The sequence below is a fragment of the Xanthomonas sp. LMG 12462 genome, from assembly GCF_009192885.1.
GTDB lineage: Bacteria > Pseudomonadota > Gammaproteobacteria > Xanthomonadales > Xanthomonadaceae > Xanthomonas_A > Xanthomonas_A sontii.
On record NZ_NMPP01000083.1, the window covers coordinates 1 to 16,613 of the forward strand.

General features: G+C 65.3%; 18 protein-coding genes. 1 reads left to right on the top strand and 17 read right to left on the bottom strand.

Annotated features, from left to right (window positions below):
* The coding region (locus tag CEK69_RS18500) for a DEAD/DEAH box helicase (RefSeq protein ID WP_343195293.1) at positions 1-668 on the bottom strand (668 nt) is incomplete at its 3' end.
* 97 nt (positions 669-765) lie between these two features.
* Between CEK69_RS18500 and CEK69_RS18505 the strand changes: the two genes are divergently transcribed.
* Positions 766-1,563, top strand: a complete 798-nt coding sequence (locus CEK69_RS18505; protein ID WP_017907718.1) for a TatD family hydrolase — start codon at positions 766-768, stop codon at positions 1,561-1,563.
* A 330-nt stretch (positions 1,564-1,893) separates the two neighbouring features.
* Here CEK69_RS18505 and CEK69_RS18510 read toward each other — a convergent pair whose 3' ends face one another.
* The 16 genes from CEK69_RS18510 to CEK69_RS18585 all read right to left on the bottom strand — a co-directional run bounded on the left by CEK69_RS18510 (position 1,894) and on the right by CEK69_RS18585 (position 16,458).
* Positions 1,894-2,439 (bottom strand): hypothetical protein, encoded by a 546-nt coding sequence (locus CEK69_RS18510; RefSeq protein WP_318526785.1) that lies wholly within the window; start codon positions 2,437-2,439, stop codon positions 1,894-1,896.
* A 137-nt stretch (positions 2,440-2,576) separates the two neighbouring features.
* Positions 2,577-3,521, bottom strand: a complete 945-nt coding sequence (gene panE / locus CEK69_RS18515) for a 2-dehydropantoate 2-reductase (RefSeq protein ID WP_152247263.1) — start codon at positions 3,519-3,521, stop codon at positions 2,577-2,579.
* 168 nt (positions 3,522-3,689) lie between these two features.
* Complete coding sequence (locus CEK69_RS18520; protein WP_152247265.1) at positions 3,690-4,697, bottom strand: OmpA family protein; 1,008 nt, start codon at positions 4,695-4,697, stop codon at positions 3,690-3,692.
* A gap of 153 nt (positions 4,698-4,850) precedes the next feature.
* A complete protein-coding gene (locus tag CEK69_RS18525; RefSeq protein ID WP_226975225.1) occupies positions 4,851-5,360 on the bottom strand; it encodes a hypothetical protein in 510 nt (169 codons plus the stop codon).
* Between the two features lie 98 nt (positions 5,361-5,458).
* Positions 5,459-6,127, bottom strand: coding sequence for a TadE family protein (locus CEK69_RS18530; RefSeq protein ID WP_152247267.1), 669 nt, complete (start codon positions 6,125-6,127; stop codon positions 5,459-5,461).
* Complete coding sequence (locus CEK69_RS18535; RefSeq protein WP_152247269.1) at positions 6,124-6,510, bottom strand: DUF192 domain-containing protein; 387 nt, start codon at positions 6,508-6,510, stop codon at positions 6,124-6,126. The genes CEK69_RS18530 and CEK69_RS18535 overlap by 4 nt, the downstream gene beginning before the upstream one ends.
* Positions 6,507-7,397: a type II secretion system F family protein gene (locus tag CEK69_RS18540; protein ID WP_152247271.1), complete on the bottom strand. Its 891-nt coding sequence runs from the start codon at positions 7,395-7,397 to the stop codon at positions 6,507-6,509. The genes CEK69_RS18535 and CEK69_RS18540 overlap by 4 nt, the downstream gene beginning before the upstream one ends.
* A complete protein-coding gene (locus tag CEK69_RS18545; protein ID WP_152247273.1) occupies positions 7,394-8,242 on the bottom strand; it encodes a type II secretion system F family protein in 849 nt (282 codons plus the stop codon). Before CEK69_RS18545 ends, CEK69_RS18540 begins: the two co-directional genes overlap by 4 nt.
* Positions 8,242-9,966 carry an ATPase, T2SS/T4P/T4SS family gene (locus CEK69_RS18550; protein WP_193314038.1) on the bottom strand — a complete coding sequence of 575 codons (1,725 nt, stop codon included), beginning with the start codon at positions 9,964-9,966 and terminating at the stop codon, positions 8,242-8,244. Before CEK69_RS18550 ends, CEK69_RS18545 begins: the two co-directional genes overlap by 1 nt.
* A gap of 30 nt (positions 9,967-9,996) precedes the next feature.
* Positions 9,997-11,373 (bottom strand): pilus assembly protein N-terminal domain-containing protein, encoded by a 1,377-nt coding sequence (locus tag CEK69_RS18555; protein ID WP_152247275.1) that lies wholly within the window; start codon positions 11,371-11,373, stop codon positions 9,997-9,999.
* 206 nt (positions 11,374-11,579) lie between these two features.
* Complete coding sequence (gene cpaB, locus CEK69_RS18560; RefSeq protein ID WP_152247277.1) at positions 11,580-12,413, bottom strand: Flp pilus assembly protein CpaB; 834 nt, start codon at positions 12,411-12,413, stop codon at positions 11,580-11,582.
* Between the two features lie 21 nt (positions 12,414-12,434).
* Entirely contained in the window at positions 12,435-12,644 is a 210-nt protein-coding gene (locus CEK69_RS18565; RefSeq protein WP_152182378.1) for a hypothetical protein, read from the bottom strand.
* Positions 12,641-13,333 carry a hypothetical protein gene (locus tag CEK69_RS18570; protein ID WP_226975226.1) on the bottom strand — a complete coding sequence of 231 codons (693 nt, stop codon included), beginning with the start codon at positions 13,331-13,333 and terminating at the stop codon, positions 12,641-12,643. The genes CEK69_RS18565 and CEK69_RS18570 overlap by 4 nt, the downstream gene beginning before the upstream one ends.
* A complete protein-coding gene (locus tag CEK69_RS18575) occupies positions 13,330-14,160 on the bottom strand; it encodes a TadE family protein (RefSeq protein ID WP_226975227.1) in 831 nt (276 codons plus the stop codon). Before CEK69_RS18575 ends, CEK69_RS18570 begins: the two co-directional genes overlap by 4 nt.
* Positions 14,161-14,170: 10 nt before the next feature.
* A complete protein-coding gene (locus tag CEK69_RS18580; protein ID WP_152247279.1) occupies positions 14,171-14,968 on the bottom strand; it encodes a hypothetical protein in 798 nt (265 codons plus the stop codon).
* A complete protein-coding gene (locus tag CEK69_RS18585) occupies positions 14,965-16,458 on the bottom strand; it encodes a pilus assembly protein TadG-related protein (RefSeq protein WP_226975228.1) in 1,494 nt (497 codons plus the stop codon). Before CEK69_RS18585 ends, CEK69_RS18580 begins: the two co-directional genes overlap by 4 nt.
* Between the last annotated feature and the right edge of the window lie 155 nt (positions 16,459-16,613).

A 16,613-nucleotide genomic window follows, 5' to 3' on the forward strand; every position in this document is an offset into this window, starting at 1 on the left:
CCGGGCAGGAACACCAGCACGTCGCCCGGGTGCTGCTGCAGCGCATGCTCGACCGCGCGCCGGGTCTGCGCCTCCAGCGATTCCTCGCGCCGCGCGGGAAAGTGCGCGATCTCCACCGGGAAGCTGCGCCCGGCGCTGGACAGTCGCGGCGCGTCGAGGAACTGCGCCAGGCGCTCGCCGTCCAGGGTTGCCGACATCACCACGATGCGCAGGTCCTCGCGCACCTGCGCCTGCACGTCCAGGGCCAGCGCCAGGCCCAGGTCCGCGGCCAGGTGGCGCTCGTGGAACTCGTCGAACAGCAGCGCGCCGACGCCCTCAAGCATCGGGTCGTCCTGCAGCATGCGGGTCAGGATGCCCTCGGTGACCACCTCGATGCGGGTACGCGCGGACACCTTGTTCTCGAAGCGAATGCGGTAGCCCACGGTTTCGCCCGGCGTCTCGCCGCGCTGCCGGGCCATGAAGGCGGCGGCGCTGCGCGCGGCGACCCGGCGCGGCTCCAGCATCACGATGCGCCGGCCCTGCAGCCAGGGCGCGTCGAGCAGCGCCGGCGGCACCTGGGTGGTCTTGCCGGCGCCGGGCGGGGCTTCCAGCACCAGGCGCGGATGGGCGGCGAGGCTGTCGCGCAGTTGCGGCAGCAGCGGATCGATCGGAAACACGGCGGACGTCATCGGCAAAGGATACGTGGCCGCCGCGCCGCCGGGGAGCGGCGACAGGCGCGTGGCCCGTACAATTGGCTGCTGTCCCGGCTGATTCCCGCGCAACCGCATGACCCTGATCGACATCGGCGCCAACCTCACCCACGAGTCCTTCGATCGCGACCGCGACGCGGTATTGGAGCGCGCCCGCGCCGCCGGTGTCGCGCAACTGGTGGTCACCGGCGCCAGCCGCGAGCACTCGCCGCTGGCGCTGCAACTGGCGCAGCAGCATCCGGGCGTGCTGTACGCCACCGCCGGCGTGCATCCCCACCACGCAGTGGAGTACACCGCCGAGTGCGACGCCGAACTGCGCGCGCTGCATGCGCATGCCGAAGTGGTGGCGGTGGGCGAGTGCGGCCTGGACTACTTCCGCGATTTCTCGCCGCGGCCGGCGCAGCACCGTGCGTTCGAGCGGCAGCTGCAGCTGGCGGTGGACACCGGCAAGCCGCTGTTCCTGCACCAGCGCGACGCCCATGCCGACTTCATGGCGCTGATGCGCCAGTTCGACGGCACGCTCGGCCCGGCGGTGGTGCATTGCTTCACCGGCAACCGCGAGGAACTGTTCGACTACCTGGATCGCGACTGGTACATCGGCATCACCGGCTGGCTGTGCGACGAGCGCCGCGGCGCGCACCTGCGCGAGCTGGTGAAGCACATTCCCGCTAACCGGTTGATGATCGAGACCGACGCGCCGTACCTGCTGCCGCGCACGCTCAAGCCGACGCCGAAGGACCGCCGCAACGAGCCGGCGTTCCTGGCGCACATCGTCGAGGAGCTGGCACGCGACCGCGGCGAGGACGTGGCGACGGTCGCCGTGGCCAGCACTTCTGCCGCGCGGACATTCTTCCGTTTGCCGATGCCGGGCTGAGTACGTCGACGCGGCGGGTTTCGTGTTTGGGGATTCGTGATTGGGGATTGGGGATCCGTAAAAGCGCGCTTGGCTGTACGCGTCTTTTGTGGGAGCGGCTTCAGCCGCGACCGGGCAACGCGTCGCGGCGGATGGTCCGGTGGCCATGCCGATCCTCTGCGACCGTGCCGGCCGATGCGCCGGTGGAGATCCTGGACGGCGTGGGTTGGCGTCTTCTTGTGGGAGGGACTTCAGTCCCGACGCACGACGGTGTCAGTCGGCTTTACTCTGCATTCGTCGCGGGTGAAGCCGCTGCCGCGCAGGTAACGCCATTGGCGGCACTACGGCCTCTCAATCGACCTGCGCGTCCTCGCGCTTGGCCTCCGCCATGGCTTCCGGCTCCAGTTCCTCGGCACTGCGGTTGAGCTTGACGAACACGCCCCAGGCGACCAGCAGCAGCGCCGCGCACAGGCCCACGGCAGATGCGTAGGGCAGCTTGGACGGATCGTCGTGCATCAGTTCGAAGATCGATACCAGGGTCTCGATCGCCAGGGCGATGACGATGACCACGAAGAACCGCGACAGGTAGCGACGCACCCGGGTCGGTCCACTGACCTTGACGTCGCGCTGCACCTCCTCCTCGTAGATGGTCTGGCCCAGTTCCAGGGTCACCAGCGCCACCGTGAGCAGCCCGATCGCTTCCAGCACCACGTTGAAGCGGTCGCGCACCACCAGTTCGCCGCCCGGGGTCAGGCCGTGCCACAGCTCGAGCACGGCCATGCAGATCAGCCCGGCCGCGCACAGCAGGAACAGCAGGATGATGAGGAAATGCCCGCCGCGGAACAGTTTTTCCATGTGCGTGTCCGCTCGCTCGCCCCCTGTGTGGTGGGCGAGCATAGGCGCCAGGCGCGTCAGCGGCGCGCGAAGATGCAGGGCCGCCCTCGGGGCGGCTTGGCAACTACCCCGGAACACCACGGCAGGAGTGCGCATGGAAGGGGTGCGCTGCGCGCGGCGCCGGCTTTCCGCGGCAAACCTCAGCGCGCGGGCAGACCGGCCTGGTACGCCTGCAGGTGGCAGTACGCCGCCATCAGCAGCGGCGCGTCCTGCCCGGCGGCGCGGGCGCGGACCAGCATGTCGCCGACGATCTGCTGCGCTTCCACCTGTTGCCCGGCTTCCAGGTCGCGCAGCATCGAGGCCTTCATCGGCGAACCAGGCTGGGTCAGCAATTGCAGCGCGCTGGCCTGCGCCGCTTCCGGCACCGGTTCGCCGGCCGCCGCGGACACCGCCGTGCATTCGACATACAGGCCACGCACCAGCGCCACGCCATCGTCGCTGGCGACGATGCGTCCGATCGGCGCACGCATCAGGCAGGTGGCCGCGGCCAGCGCGGTGAGGAAGGTGTACTTGATCCATTGCTCTTGCGCGATCCGCGGCGTGGCCAGATGGTCCACGTCGGCCTGCGCGCAGGCCTCGGCCAGGGCGCACACGCGCGCGCTGTCGGCACCGCGGCCGTCGCGCTCGCCGAAGGTCAGCGAGGCCGGCTTGGCCAGATGCTGGATCGCGCCGTCGGCATCCAGCACCGCGCTGATGAAACACAGCCCACCGATCACCCGCTCCGCACCGAAGCGCGCATCCAGCGCCCGGTAGTGGCGCAGGCCGTTGAGGATCGGCAGCACGCTGGTGCCGTCGTGGACCGCCGGCGCCACCGCGTCCAGCGAACTTTCCAGGTCGTAGGCTTTGCAGCTCAGCAGCACCAGATCGAACGGCCGCGCCTGTGCCGCGCTGTGCAGCGTCTCGGCGGTGAGCGTGCTCACCGCGATCGCCGCGTCGCCGCGCGGGCTGCGGATGCGCAACCCATCGCGTTGCAGGCGTGCGGCCCGTGGTGGTCGCACCAGAAAGCTGACATCGACGCCGGCCTGGGCCAGGCGTCCGCCGAAATAACCGCCGGTCGCGCCGGCGCCGAGAATCAGGATACGCATGAGACGTGGATCGCCATGGAGTGGAAGGCATCCGATTGCGGGAACGCATGCCGGCAAGCGGGCGCGCGTGCGGTCCTGTCGACGATGCGGCGCAATCGGCCATGCCGTTGCGCCGCACCGCGACCCGCACGCATCAGGGTGGCCGCATGCAGCGGTACCCGGTGCGACTCAGCTCTTCTTTACGAGCTCGACGCGGCGGTTCTGCGACTTGCCTTGCTCGGTCGCATTGTCCGCCACCGGGTCGGCGTCGCCGAAGCCGGCTGCGGTCAGACGCGACGCGTCGATACCCTGCGCGACGAGCGCGGCGACCACCGCCTTGGCGCGTCCTTCCGAAAGCGACTTATTGTGCGCGGCATCGCCGGTGCCGTCGGTATAGCCGTTGACGGCCAGCTTCAACGCGGCGTCCTGCTTGAGCAACTGCACGACCTGCGCGATCTGCGGCTGCGAATCGGGCAGGATGTCGGTCTTGTCGGTGGCGAAGTTGACGTGCAGCGCGACCTTGCCGGTCTTGTCGATCTGCGTCTTCAGTTCGCTGGCCGGCAGCAGGCTGGCGGTGACCTGCAGCGGCTTGGTCTCGGCGATCAGCAGGCCGCCACCGAACTGGTAGCTGCACAGGTGAATCCAGATATCGCGGTCGGCGCGATGCACGACGAAGACCTGCGCCGGGTTGTTCCAGACATCGCCAAGGCCGCTGTTGTACTTGCTTGCGATATTGCGTGGCCACTCTTTGATTTTCTGCGTGGCCGCTTCAGGGAGCTTGCCGTCGAAGATCTTCTTGCCGCCGAGTGCGGTGACAACGGATTCGATATTGCGCTCCAGTTCCAGATCGGAGAAGGTCTTGCCCTGTGCCGCATCGATGTGCGCCGACCAGACCTTGCCCTCGACCGGCTGCAGGCGATCGCCGGTCCAGAACGGCACCTGGTCGAAATCTGCGACGTCCGGCGTGCTGCCGGTGACATAGCCGGTGGGCAGCGCGATGTAGGGGAAATCTCCCAGTGGGACGTCGGACACCGGCAGGCTGGCAGGATCGAATGCCGTACTGGCGGGGGACTGGGCCGCGGGAGTTTCCTGCGCGCCGCTGGCGGTCGCCGCGGGGGCCGTCGCCTGATCGTCGGGATGTGCGGCTTGCTCGTGCTTCTTGCAGGCGCTCAGACTTGCGATGACGGCCAGGGCCAACGTCGCCGCTACTGCTCTTTTCACAGAGATACTCCTTGTCGGGGGACGAACCAAACTAGTGTAACGGCGCGATCGGCCGATCTTGCTGCAGAACCATGAACCCGCGTCGACCAACAATGGGCGACACAGGTTTGAGTCGCAGCAGAAGCGCGATCAGTGCGTCAGGTCGGGTGGCTGGAACAGCGCATCCGGCTGCGGGCCGTAGTCGACGCGTTGGATGTCCCATTGCTGTTGCTGTTCCAGCCCGGTCTTGCCGCGATAGGCGAGCACCAGGCCGGTCTCGCGGTCCAGCCACATCGTGCCTTGCCGGGTCCTGCCGGGCCCATCCGGGTTGGCCAGGCGGTACCGCCATTGCACCGCGTCGCGGCCCGCGCGCAGGCCGCTGTCGCCACGCTGGCAATCGGCGAACATGCCAAGACCCGCGCAGGGGTGCTCCGGATCGAAGCGTAGCGGCCAGCGCATCCCGGGAACGGGCATCGCGCCGCCCTGCTGGCCGACGATCCAACCGGTGGGTGCATCTTTCGCCAGGATCAGCGCATACGACCGACCGCTGGCATCCTGGAACTGGATCCGCAACGCGTCGTCGCGAAAGAACACCATCGCCGGCTGCGCCGCGCCGCGCGGCTGGATCCGGCTCAGGCCGCCGAGCTCGTTGGTCGTCACCTGGGCGACGCCAGAGAATGCAGCGTCTTCGGCGTGTACCTCGCCGAGAGCGGCCTGGCACAGTACCGCAGCGCAAGCCAGCAGTGCGCACCGATGCATCACTTGTCCAGGTTGCCCTGCGTGTAGATGGGCGACTGCATGCGTACGATGGCGTAGCTTTCGATGGACAGGCGATTGGTGAGTGGCTGCAGCGGAGAGGATTCGAACGTGCCGGCCTTCAGGTACTGCGACTTCCCGCCAAGTACCCAGCCGACGAAGGGAACGACCAAGGGCGCGTCGTAGACCACCTTGATCTTGAGGATGTTCGCGTCCTGCACATTGACACCACTGCTGCCGACCGCGTCGCTGCGGTAGGCGAGCGTGTCGTTGGGCAACGCGTACTGGCCGTTGTACTGGCGTTCGCGGAAGTTGCTCCACGCGGCGCGCGTGGGATTGATGACGGTGATGCGGCCGTGCAGGGTGAGGTCGGCGAAGGCCTTGGCGTACGCCATCTCGACCGCAGCCTGGCCGGTGTCGTGGGCATACAGCGGCATCATGCCCTTGGCGAAGCCCTTGCGCATCTCCATGCGATCCACCCCGCTGACCGCACCCGCGCGCGCCGCCATCAGCGCGGCGTAATCGAGCGTGGACTTCATGCGGTACAGCAGCACCGCCTGGATGACGGCGAGCAACAGGAACAGCAGCACCGGCGTGATGATCACCAGTTCCACCATGGATTGGCCGCGCATCGACGAGCGGCTGCGCGGTGCGCGGACGCGTGCTTTCATGACATGGCTCCGGTAGAGGAAGGCACCGGCGCGGTGGCGCGCCAGTGCCAGTGTTCGCCGCGTTGCGGCTGTAGACGGTCCAGCGCACCGCCATGGAACTCGATGGTCGCCGCGGCCCGCCGGCACATCGCCGTGCGATAAGGCCTGACGTTCTCGCGCCACTCCAGCACGACATCGTCGTGGCCCAGGAACACCAGATCCAACGGATAGCCCATGCCGATGGTATGCACGCTGGCGCACGGACGGATCAGCAAGGCCTCCGATCCATCGGTGGCCAGCGCCGGGCGCGCCAGCAACCCGCGCGCGCGCGACCACCAGGTATCCGCCGCCCACACCTGCGGGATCGGGATGCCGGCGCTGCGCTCGATGCATCCACGCTTCACAGGATGCCCTCCTGCAGCATCTTCAAGTAGATGAAGTAGCCGAGGAACAGGAAGATGAGCGGGAAGAAGAACATCACCAGCGGCAGCATCATCTTCACCGGTGCTTCCAGCGCCAGCTTCTCGGCGCGCAGGAAACGTTCCTCGCGGCGCTGGTTGGCCTGTGCGCGCAAGGTGTCGCTCAGGTTGGCGCCGACCTTGTCGGCCTGGATCAGTGCGCTGGTGAAGCTGGTGATCTGCGCGATGTCCATGCGCTCGGCCATGCGCCGCAACGCCTCGGCACGGGGCAGGCCGGCGCGCAGGTCGCGCAGCATGCGAGAGAACTCCTGCGACAGCGCACCGGCCGGTCCCTTGGCCACCGCCTGCTCGATGCCGCCGGTGACGTTCAGGCCGGCCTCGACCGACATGGTGATGAAATCCAGATAGACCGGAAGGTCGCGCACGACGGTCTTCTGCCGCGCCTTGCGGCGCTCGCCCAGCCACAGCGCGGGGTACAGCCAGCCGAGCACGCCGCCGAACAGCAGGCACATCAGGCCCGAGCCGATCCCTAGATGGCCAAGCATGCCGGTGCACAGCAGGAAGAAGGCGATCACCACCAGTGCGCTGGCCATGCGCAAGCCATAGAACTCTTCCGGCGTCAGCGTGTAGTCCTGGCCGGCCGCCTGCAGCTGGCGGTGGGTCTGTTCCAGTTGCGCCACACTCAGGCGCGGCGCGATGCGCCGGGTCAGCACCGTCACCAGCGGCCACATCAATTGCATCAGTCGCGGCAGCGGGTCGTAGTAGGTACGGTCTTCCAGCTCGACTTCGCGGATCACCCCGCGCGTGCCGATGATCACCAGCGCCACGGCGCCGGCGGCAAGAAGCGCGACGAGGGCGAGCATCCAGGTCATACGTCGATCGTCATGATCTTCTTGCAGAGGCGGTAGCCCAGATACTCCATGACCAGGCAGATGGTGATCACCAACCAGCCATGCCAGCTATGGAACATCGGCTGCATGGTTTCGCTGTACATCAGGCTGAGATAGCCGATCAGGAACACCGGCAGCATCGCCATGACGATGCCCTGCAGGCGGCCCTGCGCGGTCAGCGCTTTCACCTTCTTCTCCATGGTCAGTCGCCGGCGCAGCGTCTCGGCCAGGGTCGCCAAGGTCTCCGCCAGATTGCCGCCGACCTCGCGCGAAATGTTGACCGCCGAGACGAACAACTCGGCATCGGTGATGGGGACGCGCTTGCTGAAGTTTTCCATCGCCTCTTCGGCGCGAAGGCCCATGTGTTGCTCACGCAGCACCAGCGCCAGTTCCTGCGCCAGTGGCGGTTGACCGTCATGAACCAGTACTTCCATCGCCGGCGCGAAGCCGACGCCGGCGCGCAGGCTGCTGGACAGCATCTGCAGCGCGTCGGGAAGCTGCTCCTGGATCCGCTCCAGCCGGCGCTTGCGCAGGAACGCGTAGACCTTGCGCGGCGCAAAGAGCAGGAAGATGCCGACCAGCACCGCAATGATCAGGCTGCCGGTCAGCATCCAGATGATCAGTGGAATGACAACCATCACCACGGCGCTGATCATGTAGACCTGGGCCGGATCCAGGAACAGGAACATGTCCGCCAGGTTCATGCGGGCCTGATCCATGAAGCTTTCGCGGTAGCGCTTCAGGAACTGCTCGCTGGAGCGCGCGATCAGCAGGAAGGCCGTCACGGTCCCGGCGAACACCAGCAAGGCGATCAGCCACAGTGCCATCAGCGTGCGCTTCCCTGGTTGCGGAAGATGCCCAGATCCACCGACACGCCGCGTTCGGCGAGTTCCTCGTAGAACTCGGGCACGGCGCCAGTCGCGACGAAGTTGCCGGCGACCTTGCCGTCGGGGCCGTGGTAGGTGGTGGGCTTGAACAGGAACAGGTCCTGCATCTGGATGGTGCCGCTTTCGATGCCGGTGATTTCGGTGATGTGGCTGACCTTGCGCGAGCCGCAGGGGTAGCGGCGCTGGTGCACGATCAGGTTGACCGCCGACGCGATCTGCTCGCGCACCACCGTCATCGGCAGCTCCATGCCGGCCATCATCACCATCACCTCCAGGCGCGAGAGCGTCTCGCGCGGATTGTTGGCATGCGCGGTGGTCAGCGAGCCTTCGTGGCCGGTGTTCATCGCCTGCAGCATGTCCAGGCATTCGCCGCCGCGGCACTCGCCGACCACGATGCGATCCGGACGCATGCGCAGCGCGTTCTTGACCAGGTCGCGGATGGTGATCTGGCCCTTGCCCTCCATGTTGGGCGGGCGGGCTTCCAGCGCCACCAGGTTGGGTTGAACCAGTTTCAGTTCCGCCGCATCCTCGATGGTGACCACGCGGTCGCCGTCCGGGATGAAGTTCGACAGGATGTTCAGCAGGGTGGTCTTGCCCGAGCCGGTACCGCCGGACACCACGATGTTGCGGCGCTCGCGCACCGCCATGATCAGAAACTCCAGCATCGCCTCATTCAGCGAACCGAACTTCAGCAGGTCCTCGCCCATCAGCCGGCGCGTGGCGAACTTACGGATACTGATGCTCGGTCCGCGCAGGGCCACCGGTGGGATCACCGCGTTGACGCGGGAGCCATCTTTCAAGCGTGCGTCGACCAGCGGCGAACTTTCGTCGATACGCCGCCCCAGGGGCGTAACGATGCGTTCGATCGCGGCCAGGCAGGCACGTTCGTTGGAGAACACCACCTCGGACTTCTGGATGCGCCCGGCACGCTCGATGAAAATGTCGTCGTGCGAATTGACCATGATTTCGGTGACGGTCGGATCGTCGATCAGGTCTTCCAGCGGCCCCAATCCGATTGCCTCGTCCAATACCTGCTTGGCCAGCCGGCGCGGGCTGATGTCCGCGGGCAGATCGCTGAACTCGCGCTTGAGGATGTCGTCGATCAGGTTGATGGTGCTGTCGCGCAGCGCGCTGTCGTCCATGCTGCGCACGTCCATGCGTCGCAGGTCCATCTGCCGTACCAGCGCCATGTGCAACTTGGTACGCCAGGTGGCGATATCCGACGGCGGCGGCCCGGCCACCACCATGTCGGTCGCGGCGGGTGCGGCCGGCTTGCGCTCGGGCGTTGCGTCGGTTGCTGCTGCGGGCGCTTCCGAGGCCCTGACCGCCGCGCCGTCGTTGGCGGCGGGCGTCTGTCGGACGATGCGTGCATCGTCGCCGCTGACCTTCAGCATGTACTGGCCGATGCGGATCTCGTCCTTGCCGTCGATCGGCCCCTGCTTGGCTAGCACCACCTTGCCGTTGAGCGTGATCGGCTCGCGCCCGCCCAGGGGCAGGATGAACACGCCGTCGTCCTCGCGCAGCAGGGTGGCGTGCTTGCCGGCGATGTTCCAGCCCTGCAGCATCACCAGATTGGCATCGGCACGGCCGATGCCGCACTCGCGGTGCATGCACTTGACCTGGCGCGTGTCGCCTCCTGGCGTATTGATCAGCACTGTGAACATGGCGGTGAACCTTGCGCTCCGTGGGGTGGGTTACTTGATCAACTTGTCTTGCCGCGGACTGATTTCGTTCTGCAGCTCCTTCTCGATCCCTTCGGCACGCTGCAGATCCTGCAGGTTCTCCGGCGAGGTCGGGCTGACGATGCGCGGGGTCACGAAGATCACCAGTTCGGTCTTGTTGCCACGGAAGCCATCGGAGCGGAACAGCTTGCCGAGGATCGGGATGTCGCCCAGCAGCGGCAGCTTGTCCACGGCCTTGGAGGCTTCCCGATCGAGCAGACCGGAGATGACGATGGTCTGGCCGGCATTGACGTTCAGCTCGGTCTCCACGCGCCGGGTCAGGAAGCCGGGAACGCCCTGCACCGACACCGACGGATCGATCCGGCTGACCTCGGCCATGATCGAGGTATTCACCTGATTGGACGAGTTGACCGTCGGGTTGATGTTGAGGCGGATGCCGTATTCCTTGTACTCGATCTGGGTCTGGCCGAGGATCGACGGCACCACGATCGGCACTTCGCCACCGACCAGGAAGGTCGCGTTGCTGCCGCTCTTGGCGCTCAGCTTGGGCTGCGCCAGCACCCACGCCTTGCCGCGGCTCATCAGCAGGTTGATCTTCGAGGCGATGGTGGTGGCAATGCCGAAGTAGCCCTGCGGCCCGGGCAGCTTGGTAGGCAGCTGATCCTTGATGTCCTGGAAGGTCTGGTTGTTCTGCGGCAGCACGCGGAAGTAATTGTTCGTGGTCACGTCGCGGATCAGACCGCCAATCGGACCATCGATGGTGCTGTCCCAGCGGATGCCCAGATCTTCGACCGAGTTCTTGTTGAACTCCATGATCGACACATCCATCTGCACCATCGGCCGCATGCCCACCGGGTCGGCGCCGGCGAAGTTCAGCACCTGCGGATAGATCTTCTGCAGCGCCTGAATTTTTGCCGTGGTCGCGGCGTCGACATCGTTGCCGGAAATCACCACGTTGGCGCCGATGGCCCGCACGGTGAGGCCCGGTGTATTGCCCAACAGCTCGCGCACTGTGTCCGCAGAGCCCTCGGACTTGCTGCCGCTCACCGTCACGTTGACGTCGCGCTGGCTGCCGTCGGCCATCCACAGGTGCACGTTGGTGTCGCCGGGCTTGGTCCCGATCATGACAAGTTCGGATTTTCCAACCGAGAAAACGCTTAGCACGTCGCCGTCGCCGACCGCGATGCGGCGCAAGGCCCAGGGTACGCGGCGCACCACCGCTTCGCCGGCATAGATGCTTTGCGAGGACTGGATCAGCGGAGCGACGGAGGGTTTCTTGTCGCCTGCCAGGGCGCCGCCGCCGCCCGATGATGAGCCGCTGTTGCCCAGTTCCTGGATCTGCGATTCGACCGACTGCTTGAACTGGTCGACCTGACGCCCTTGCGCCATCAGCCGCGCCTGTTCCGCCGATGGAGCTTCCGCTGGCTGCCCGGCCGCTGGCACAGCGGCCTGCGCGGCCGGCCTTGCCGCAGCGGCAGGGGGTGGGGTCTGTTGTGCCGATGCGTTCCATCCCCCAATGCCTGCCAGCAGCAAGCCGGCCAACCATGGCGCCGATGTTCCGGCCTTGCTCCTGCAACGTGTTGCTTGCGTCATGCTTAACCCTTTCCGCCAATGATGAACTCAACGCGGCTGCTTCCGCTGCCCGTGTCCGCCGAATCGCCTGATCCCAGCGACCGCAACAATTGACTCTCGCTCATACCCGTTGCCGCGCCTGGCGATGTGTCTTTGATCTCGCGCAGCAGCACGCGCACGGCCCCAACCTTGGACGCAACGGCCAGCTGCTTGGCCTGGTATTGATCCAGCTCCAGGGTGACGCTGGAGAAACCGGCGGACGTGTTCGCTTCCTCACCTTCCTTCGGAGCCTGTGCCTCGCCGATGCGGCTGCCGGCCGCCAGCACCTTGATCTTCTGCAGCAGCGGGAACACCTGCGCGCCCGTGCCCTGGCCACCGTTGCCGCCTGTGGTGGCGTCCTTGACGAAGAAGATGTCGATCATGTCGCCCGGCGCGATCATGCCCGAAATCGAATTGTTCTCGTCGACACTCATCGTGTAGGCAACCTTGCCCTTGGGAATCAGCCGCGAGAACTGGTCGTATAGCGGAACCAGGGCGCTGGCGCTCAAGGGCGCACCGCCGCGTGCTGGTGCGCGCAGCATCCTGCCTTCGAACTGGGTGTGGTTGTCAGGCGTGACTGCATCGGCCGGCGCGAATTCGGCCGGGATCGTACGCAGGGCCAGATCGCCGCCTTGCAGGATGGCACCCTGCGGCAGATCGTTCACCGGCACCGCGACGTCGACCATCGGCCGGTTGTCCTGAGTGCGTTCGGCGACTGTGGTGCGGATGTAGCTGACCGCGATGAAGGCCGCAAGGCCGGCCATGACCACTGCGATCAGGATGAAAAGAACGTTCTTGCTGAGTTTGGGTTTCTGCATTGAAGATGCGCCGTCGGCAGGTCATCGCGAAGGAAGGGAATCAACCAGCACGTCGGACGCCGAGATGGCGTAGACGAAGGCGGCATAGAGATCTTTCAGGGCTGTCACCACCTCGGTGATCACGTCGGGCTTGGCGATCAGCACGATCACTAGCGCCATGACCACCACGGTATATTCGATCGTGGACTGGCCGCGCTGCAGGCGTCGGCCGAGCAGCGGAGGCGCGTTCATTCGACCACCGCCACGATCACGGTGCCGGTCTTTTCCCGGCTCGAGGTGACGGTGACGCGCTCGTCCCGCCGGGTGAAGCGGGAAACGCAATGCGGACTGCTTGCCGTACACGCCGATGACGAGTCGTCGCGGGCATAGCCTTGCCCGGCGAAGTAACGTGAGTAGTACTGCTGGTTTTGCAGCGGTGTGTACTGGTTGAGCATGCTCAACGTCCTGACATGACGCGGGGTGTCCATGTAGACGATGTCCTCGGCGACCTGGGTGTCGGGCAGTCGGCCGAAGCCCTTGCCGACCCCATCGGCAGGGAGATCTTTTTTTGGCAGTTCCATCACCCCGATCTGCCCCTGTGTGCGCGTGGTGTCTCCACTCAACTCCACCGTGATGTAGTAGCCGTCCCTGGTCATGTGTCCAAGCACGGTCTTGTTGCCCATCGGCGTGGCCACCACGGTGTTGCCCCATTGCTTGCGGTAGAACTGCTCGATCTGTTGCGGTGACTGGGCGACGCGAAAGCGGCTGGCGCGCATCGCAATGCCGTTGTAGAGCATGTGATCGGACACGATCTCGCCCGTGGCCTGATCGGGGACCGGCACTTCCGGCCAGTCCAGCGCATGCGCCGGTTCCGCAACAAAACCGGACAGGAGTGCGTAGAGTCCGACAGCAAGCATGCGGTGGGAGACCCCTGCGTTCATGGCTTACTCGGCTTCAGCGGGTAGTCGGCCAGCTTGTCGGCAGGAACGACATCCGGTTCGATGGTGCCAATCTCCAGATCGCCGAGAGAACCCACCATCGGCAGAATCGGCTTCAATGGCTTCAGCGTATCGATGAGGGGATCCAGGCCCTGGAAGTAGGAGGCCGGCGCCAACGGTCGGACGGTGGCAATGACGCTGCGCGCACCGCTGCGTGGGCCAGAGGCATTCCAGGCATCGGTCAGCAGGGTCTGATGACGCTTATCGACCAGGTTGAGGTTGTCCAACGGTTCGAGGTAGCGCGCGGGTCGACCATCTGTGGTTTTCAGATCGCGATAGTTCAGCGTCACTTCCGCCGTGACGTAGCCGTTCCTATTTGGCGGGAAGGCGTTGTCGAAATAGTTCTTCGGCAGCACATTGGCTGCGTCGTCGACGTAGCCGGGCGAGCCCTTGTTGGCTGTACGCGTGATCGACAGGTCGCGCTTTTCCAGCAGCTTCTGGTTCGAGAAGGTATTGAGCATCTGGTCGGAGAAGGACCCGCCGCTGACACCGGACGCACGACTGGTGATCGGCGCATCGGCGTCGGCGAAATTGCGGTCCAATGCTTTGCTCTGCAGAGCTGCACGGCTGGGTGGCTGGTAATTTCTGGCCACGCTCGCTTCCCAGGCTGCATTGCGGGCCGCCTGCATCGCCATCTGCTTGCTGTGTCCCAGCTTGGCGACGACCGGGATCAGCAGAAACAGCGGCACCAGCACGGCGGCACAGACCGCCAGCTCCACCATCCCCTGTCCGCGCATCCTGCGCGCTGGTGCAAAGAGCGTCGTCTTCATCCTGCGTCTCCTAGTTTTCTTCCTTCCCACCCGCCACGTTGGAAGGAATCAGACCGCTGCCGAGGCTGAATGACTTGACCTGCAGCACGCAACCGTTGCCGCCCCGTAGCGGCTTGGCCTCCAGCGGAATGGCCTGTAGGTAGACGCCCACGGCGTCTATCGTGCAGCCGGCTGCATCGGCGGGTGATTCGGAAAAGCCCCACTTGCTTCCAGCAGACCACATGCAGACCTCCTGTTTGCCGTTCTGCCAGCGAGTGCAGGGTTGGCCCTTGACTTGGCCTTCGCCCGTCAGCGTCCAGCCGGCGGCCTGAAAGGTCTGGCGGTCCTGTGCACGTGTGCTGCTGTCAATCGCCATGTACATGCCGTCGGCGTCTTCGACGGTATCTTTGTCCGTGTGTTCCTCAAGCTTGATCAGGCATGCTGTCTGTCCGCTGTCGCCGTCGGCCCCCAGTGTCCAGCTGACTTGGTGAGCGAACTGGCGGTGCGCATCGATCATGATCTCGATTTCGCCCGTTCCCAGCTTGGCTTCCTCCTGTGGCGAAAGCGCGCGGGTCGGCATGCCCGAGCCACGGCAGGCATCCAGCTTCGCCTGATAGTTCTTGCGCTGCAGATTCTCCCCTCCCAGAAGCGACTCCCAGGTCAGCACCACGTGCAGGGCAGGCAGCGACTTGACTCCGCTGACGGAAGACGAAGCGTCCTCGCCCGTGTCGCCGTCGGTCGCATCGTGCGACTTGCAGCCGCCGATAAACGCCAGCGACGCTACGCAAGAAAGCGCCAAGATGCGGCATCGATCGATCTGGAACGTCATGGAGCAGCCACCAGGAGCGCGCGATCGGAGGCGGGCGTTTTGACAAGGCGCGCCTGCCAGTAGGGGCTGAACAAGCTGCCTTTCTCGAACTTGCTGTCGCCCTTGCCCCAAACCGAGCGCCGAAAATCAGCAAGCTCGTGGGGTCGGTTGAAATAGACCTGCGCGCTGGCCATCGCACGCAACTGGTTGCCGCGGGCTTGGTCCTTGAGCTGCATGCGTCCACTCCCGATCTTCAGCGCGGAACTGGTGCGGGCCTTGTCGACATCGGTGCCGACCTCGACGGTGTAAATCGGTCCGGCGTTTGCGCCGTCTGGCTGCTGCGAGTAGGCAGCCTTTACGTCCCGGTACTCCGGGCTCAGGCCGACCTTGTAATTGTTTAGAAACGCCTTGCTGCGGTTGAAGCTTTCCCTGACCGCGGGGTCGCCTTCGATGAGCGTTCCGGCGATGTCGGTGCGAGTGATTCCGTTGTAGGCCTCATAGGTATGGTTGTCGTACGGCGATTTCCACCCTCGCCCATTATTCATGCCGGCGAAGAACCTCGGCATGCGGTTTCCCACCGCCTGGGTTCCTCCCCAGCCAAGCGGGAACTCGAAGAAGAAGAGCTTGAACTGGAATGTATCCACGGCCGACCAGCGATCGTATTCGACCATGTCGGTGCCGCCATTGTTGTTGAACACGCCAAGCGCCGTGCCGTTACGCGCGCGGGTGAAAGTGTCGCGCGACGCCATCACAACGTTCCGGTAGCGCTCGCCGCCAACGTTGGTGCTGTTCAGGCCCTTTCGCTTGCCAGGCGTATAGCTCTGGAGTTGGTCACCTGCGGAAATAACATTCTTCGCCAGCACGCCTTTGCCGACCAAGGTCAGGTCGGCGTCGGGAACATTGTCCTTCACCACTTTGCTGGCCATGGCGAAGACATTGGCTTCCGACGCGAAGTCGGCGACGGCGAAATTGGCCGCTTTCGCGTAGAACTGATCGAGCGTTTGATCGAGAAAGACCATTTGTCCGTCGGCAAAGGTCAGAAAACCACTCCTGACGCCCTTAAGTGCAGTGTTGATCTGCTTCATCGCGCGACGGATGCCGTCCAACACCCTGCTGAGCGGGGGAATCCAGAACAGCACGATTTCGGCGGCCTCGACGAACTCTTCGAAGTGGACGGACGTCGAGTGGGCCATGGTCAGCCAGGAGTTCAGGCTCACGATCTGCGCGATCGCCACTTCGTTGGCGACGCGTCCACGATTCAGATAGGCGGCGAAATTGCGTGCGCGCGCCTGCTCGACGGCGATGCTGTAGGCCGCGGCATCGGCGGCATTGGTGAGTTCGACCTTCTTGCTAACCACTTGCCCGGTGTTGAAGGTCACCAGCAGGCCCACGCACAGCACCATCAGGAATACCAGCACCATCGGCATGGCTTGCCCCTGCATCCTGGAACGGACACAGGATGTCGCTGGTGCGACCATCGTGGTCGAGGGATTGGCGGCGATGATCACCATGCGGCTTCCTTCGGGCAATACCCCGCCAAAGGCACGACGCACGCGTCGGACCCTGCGGATTCCATGGGATTGGGTTGCTAGCTAGTTTGCAGAAGCCTGCGTACGGCCTCTGGCGAGAGATTGGCAGCAGGCCACCATCTGCCCATGGCCGGGCA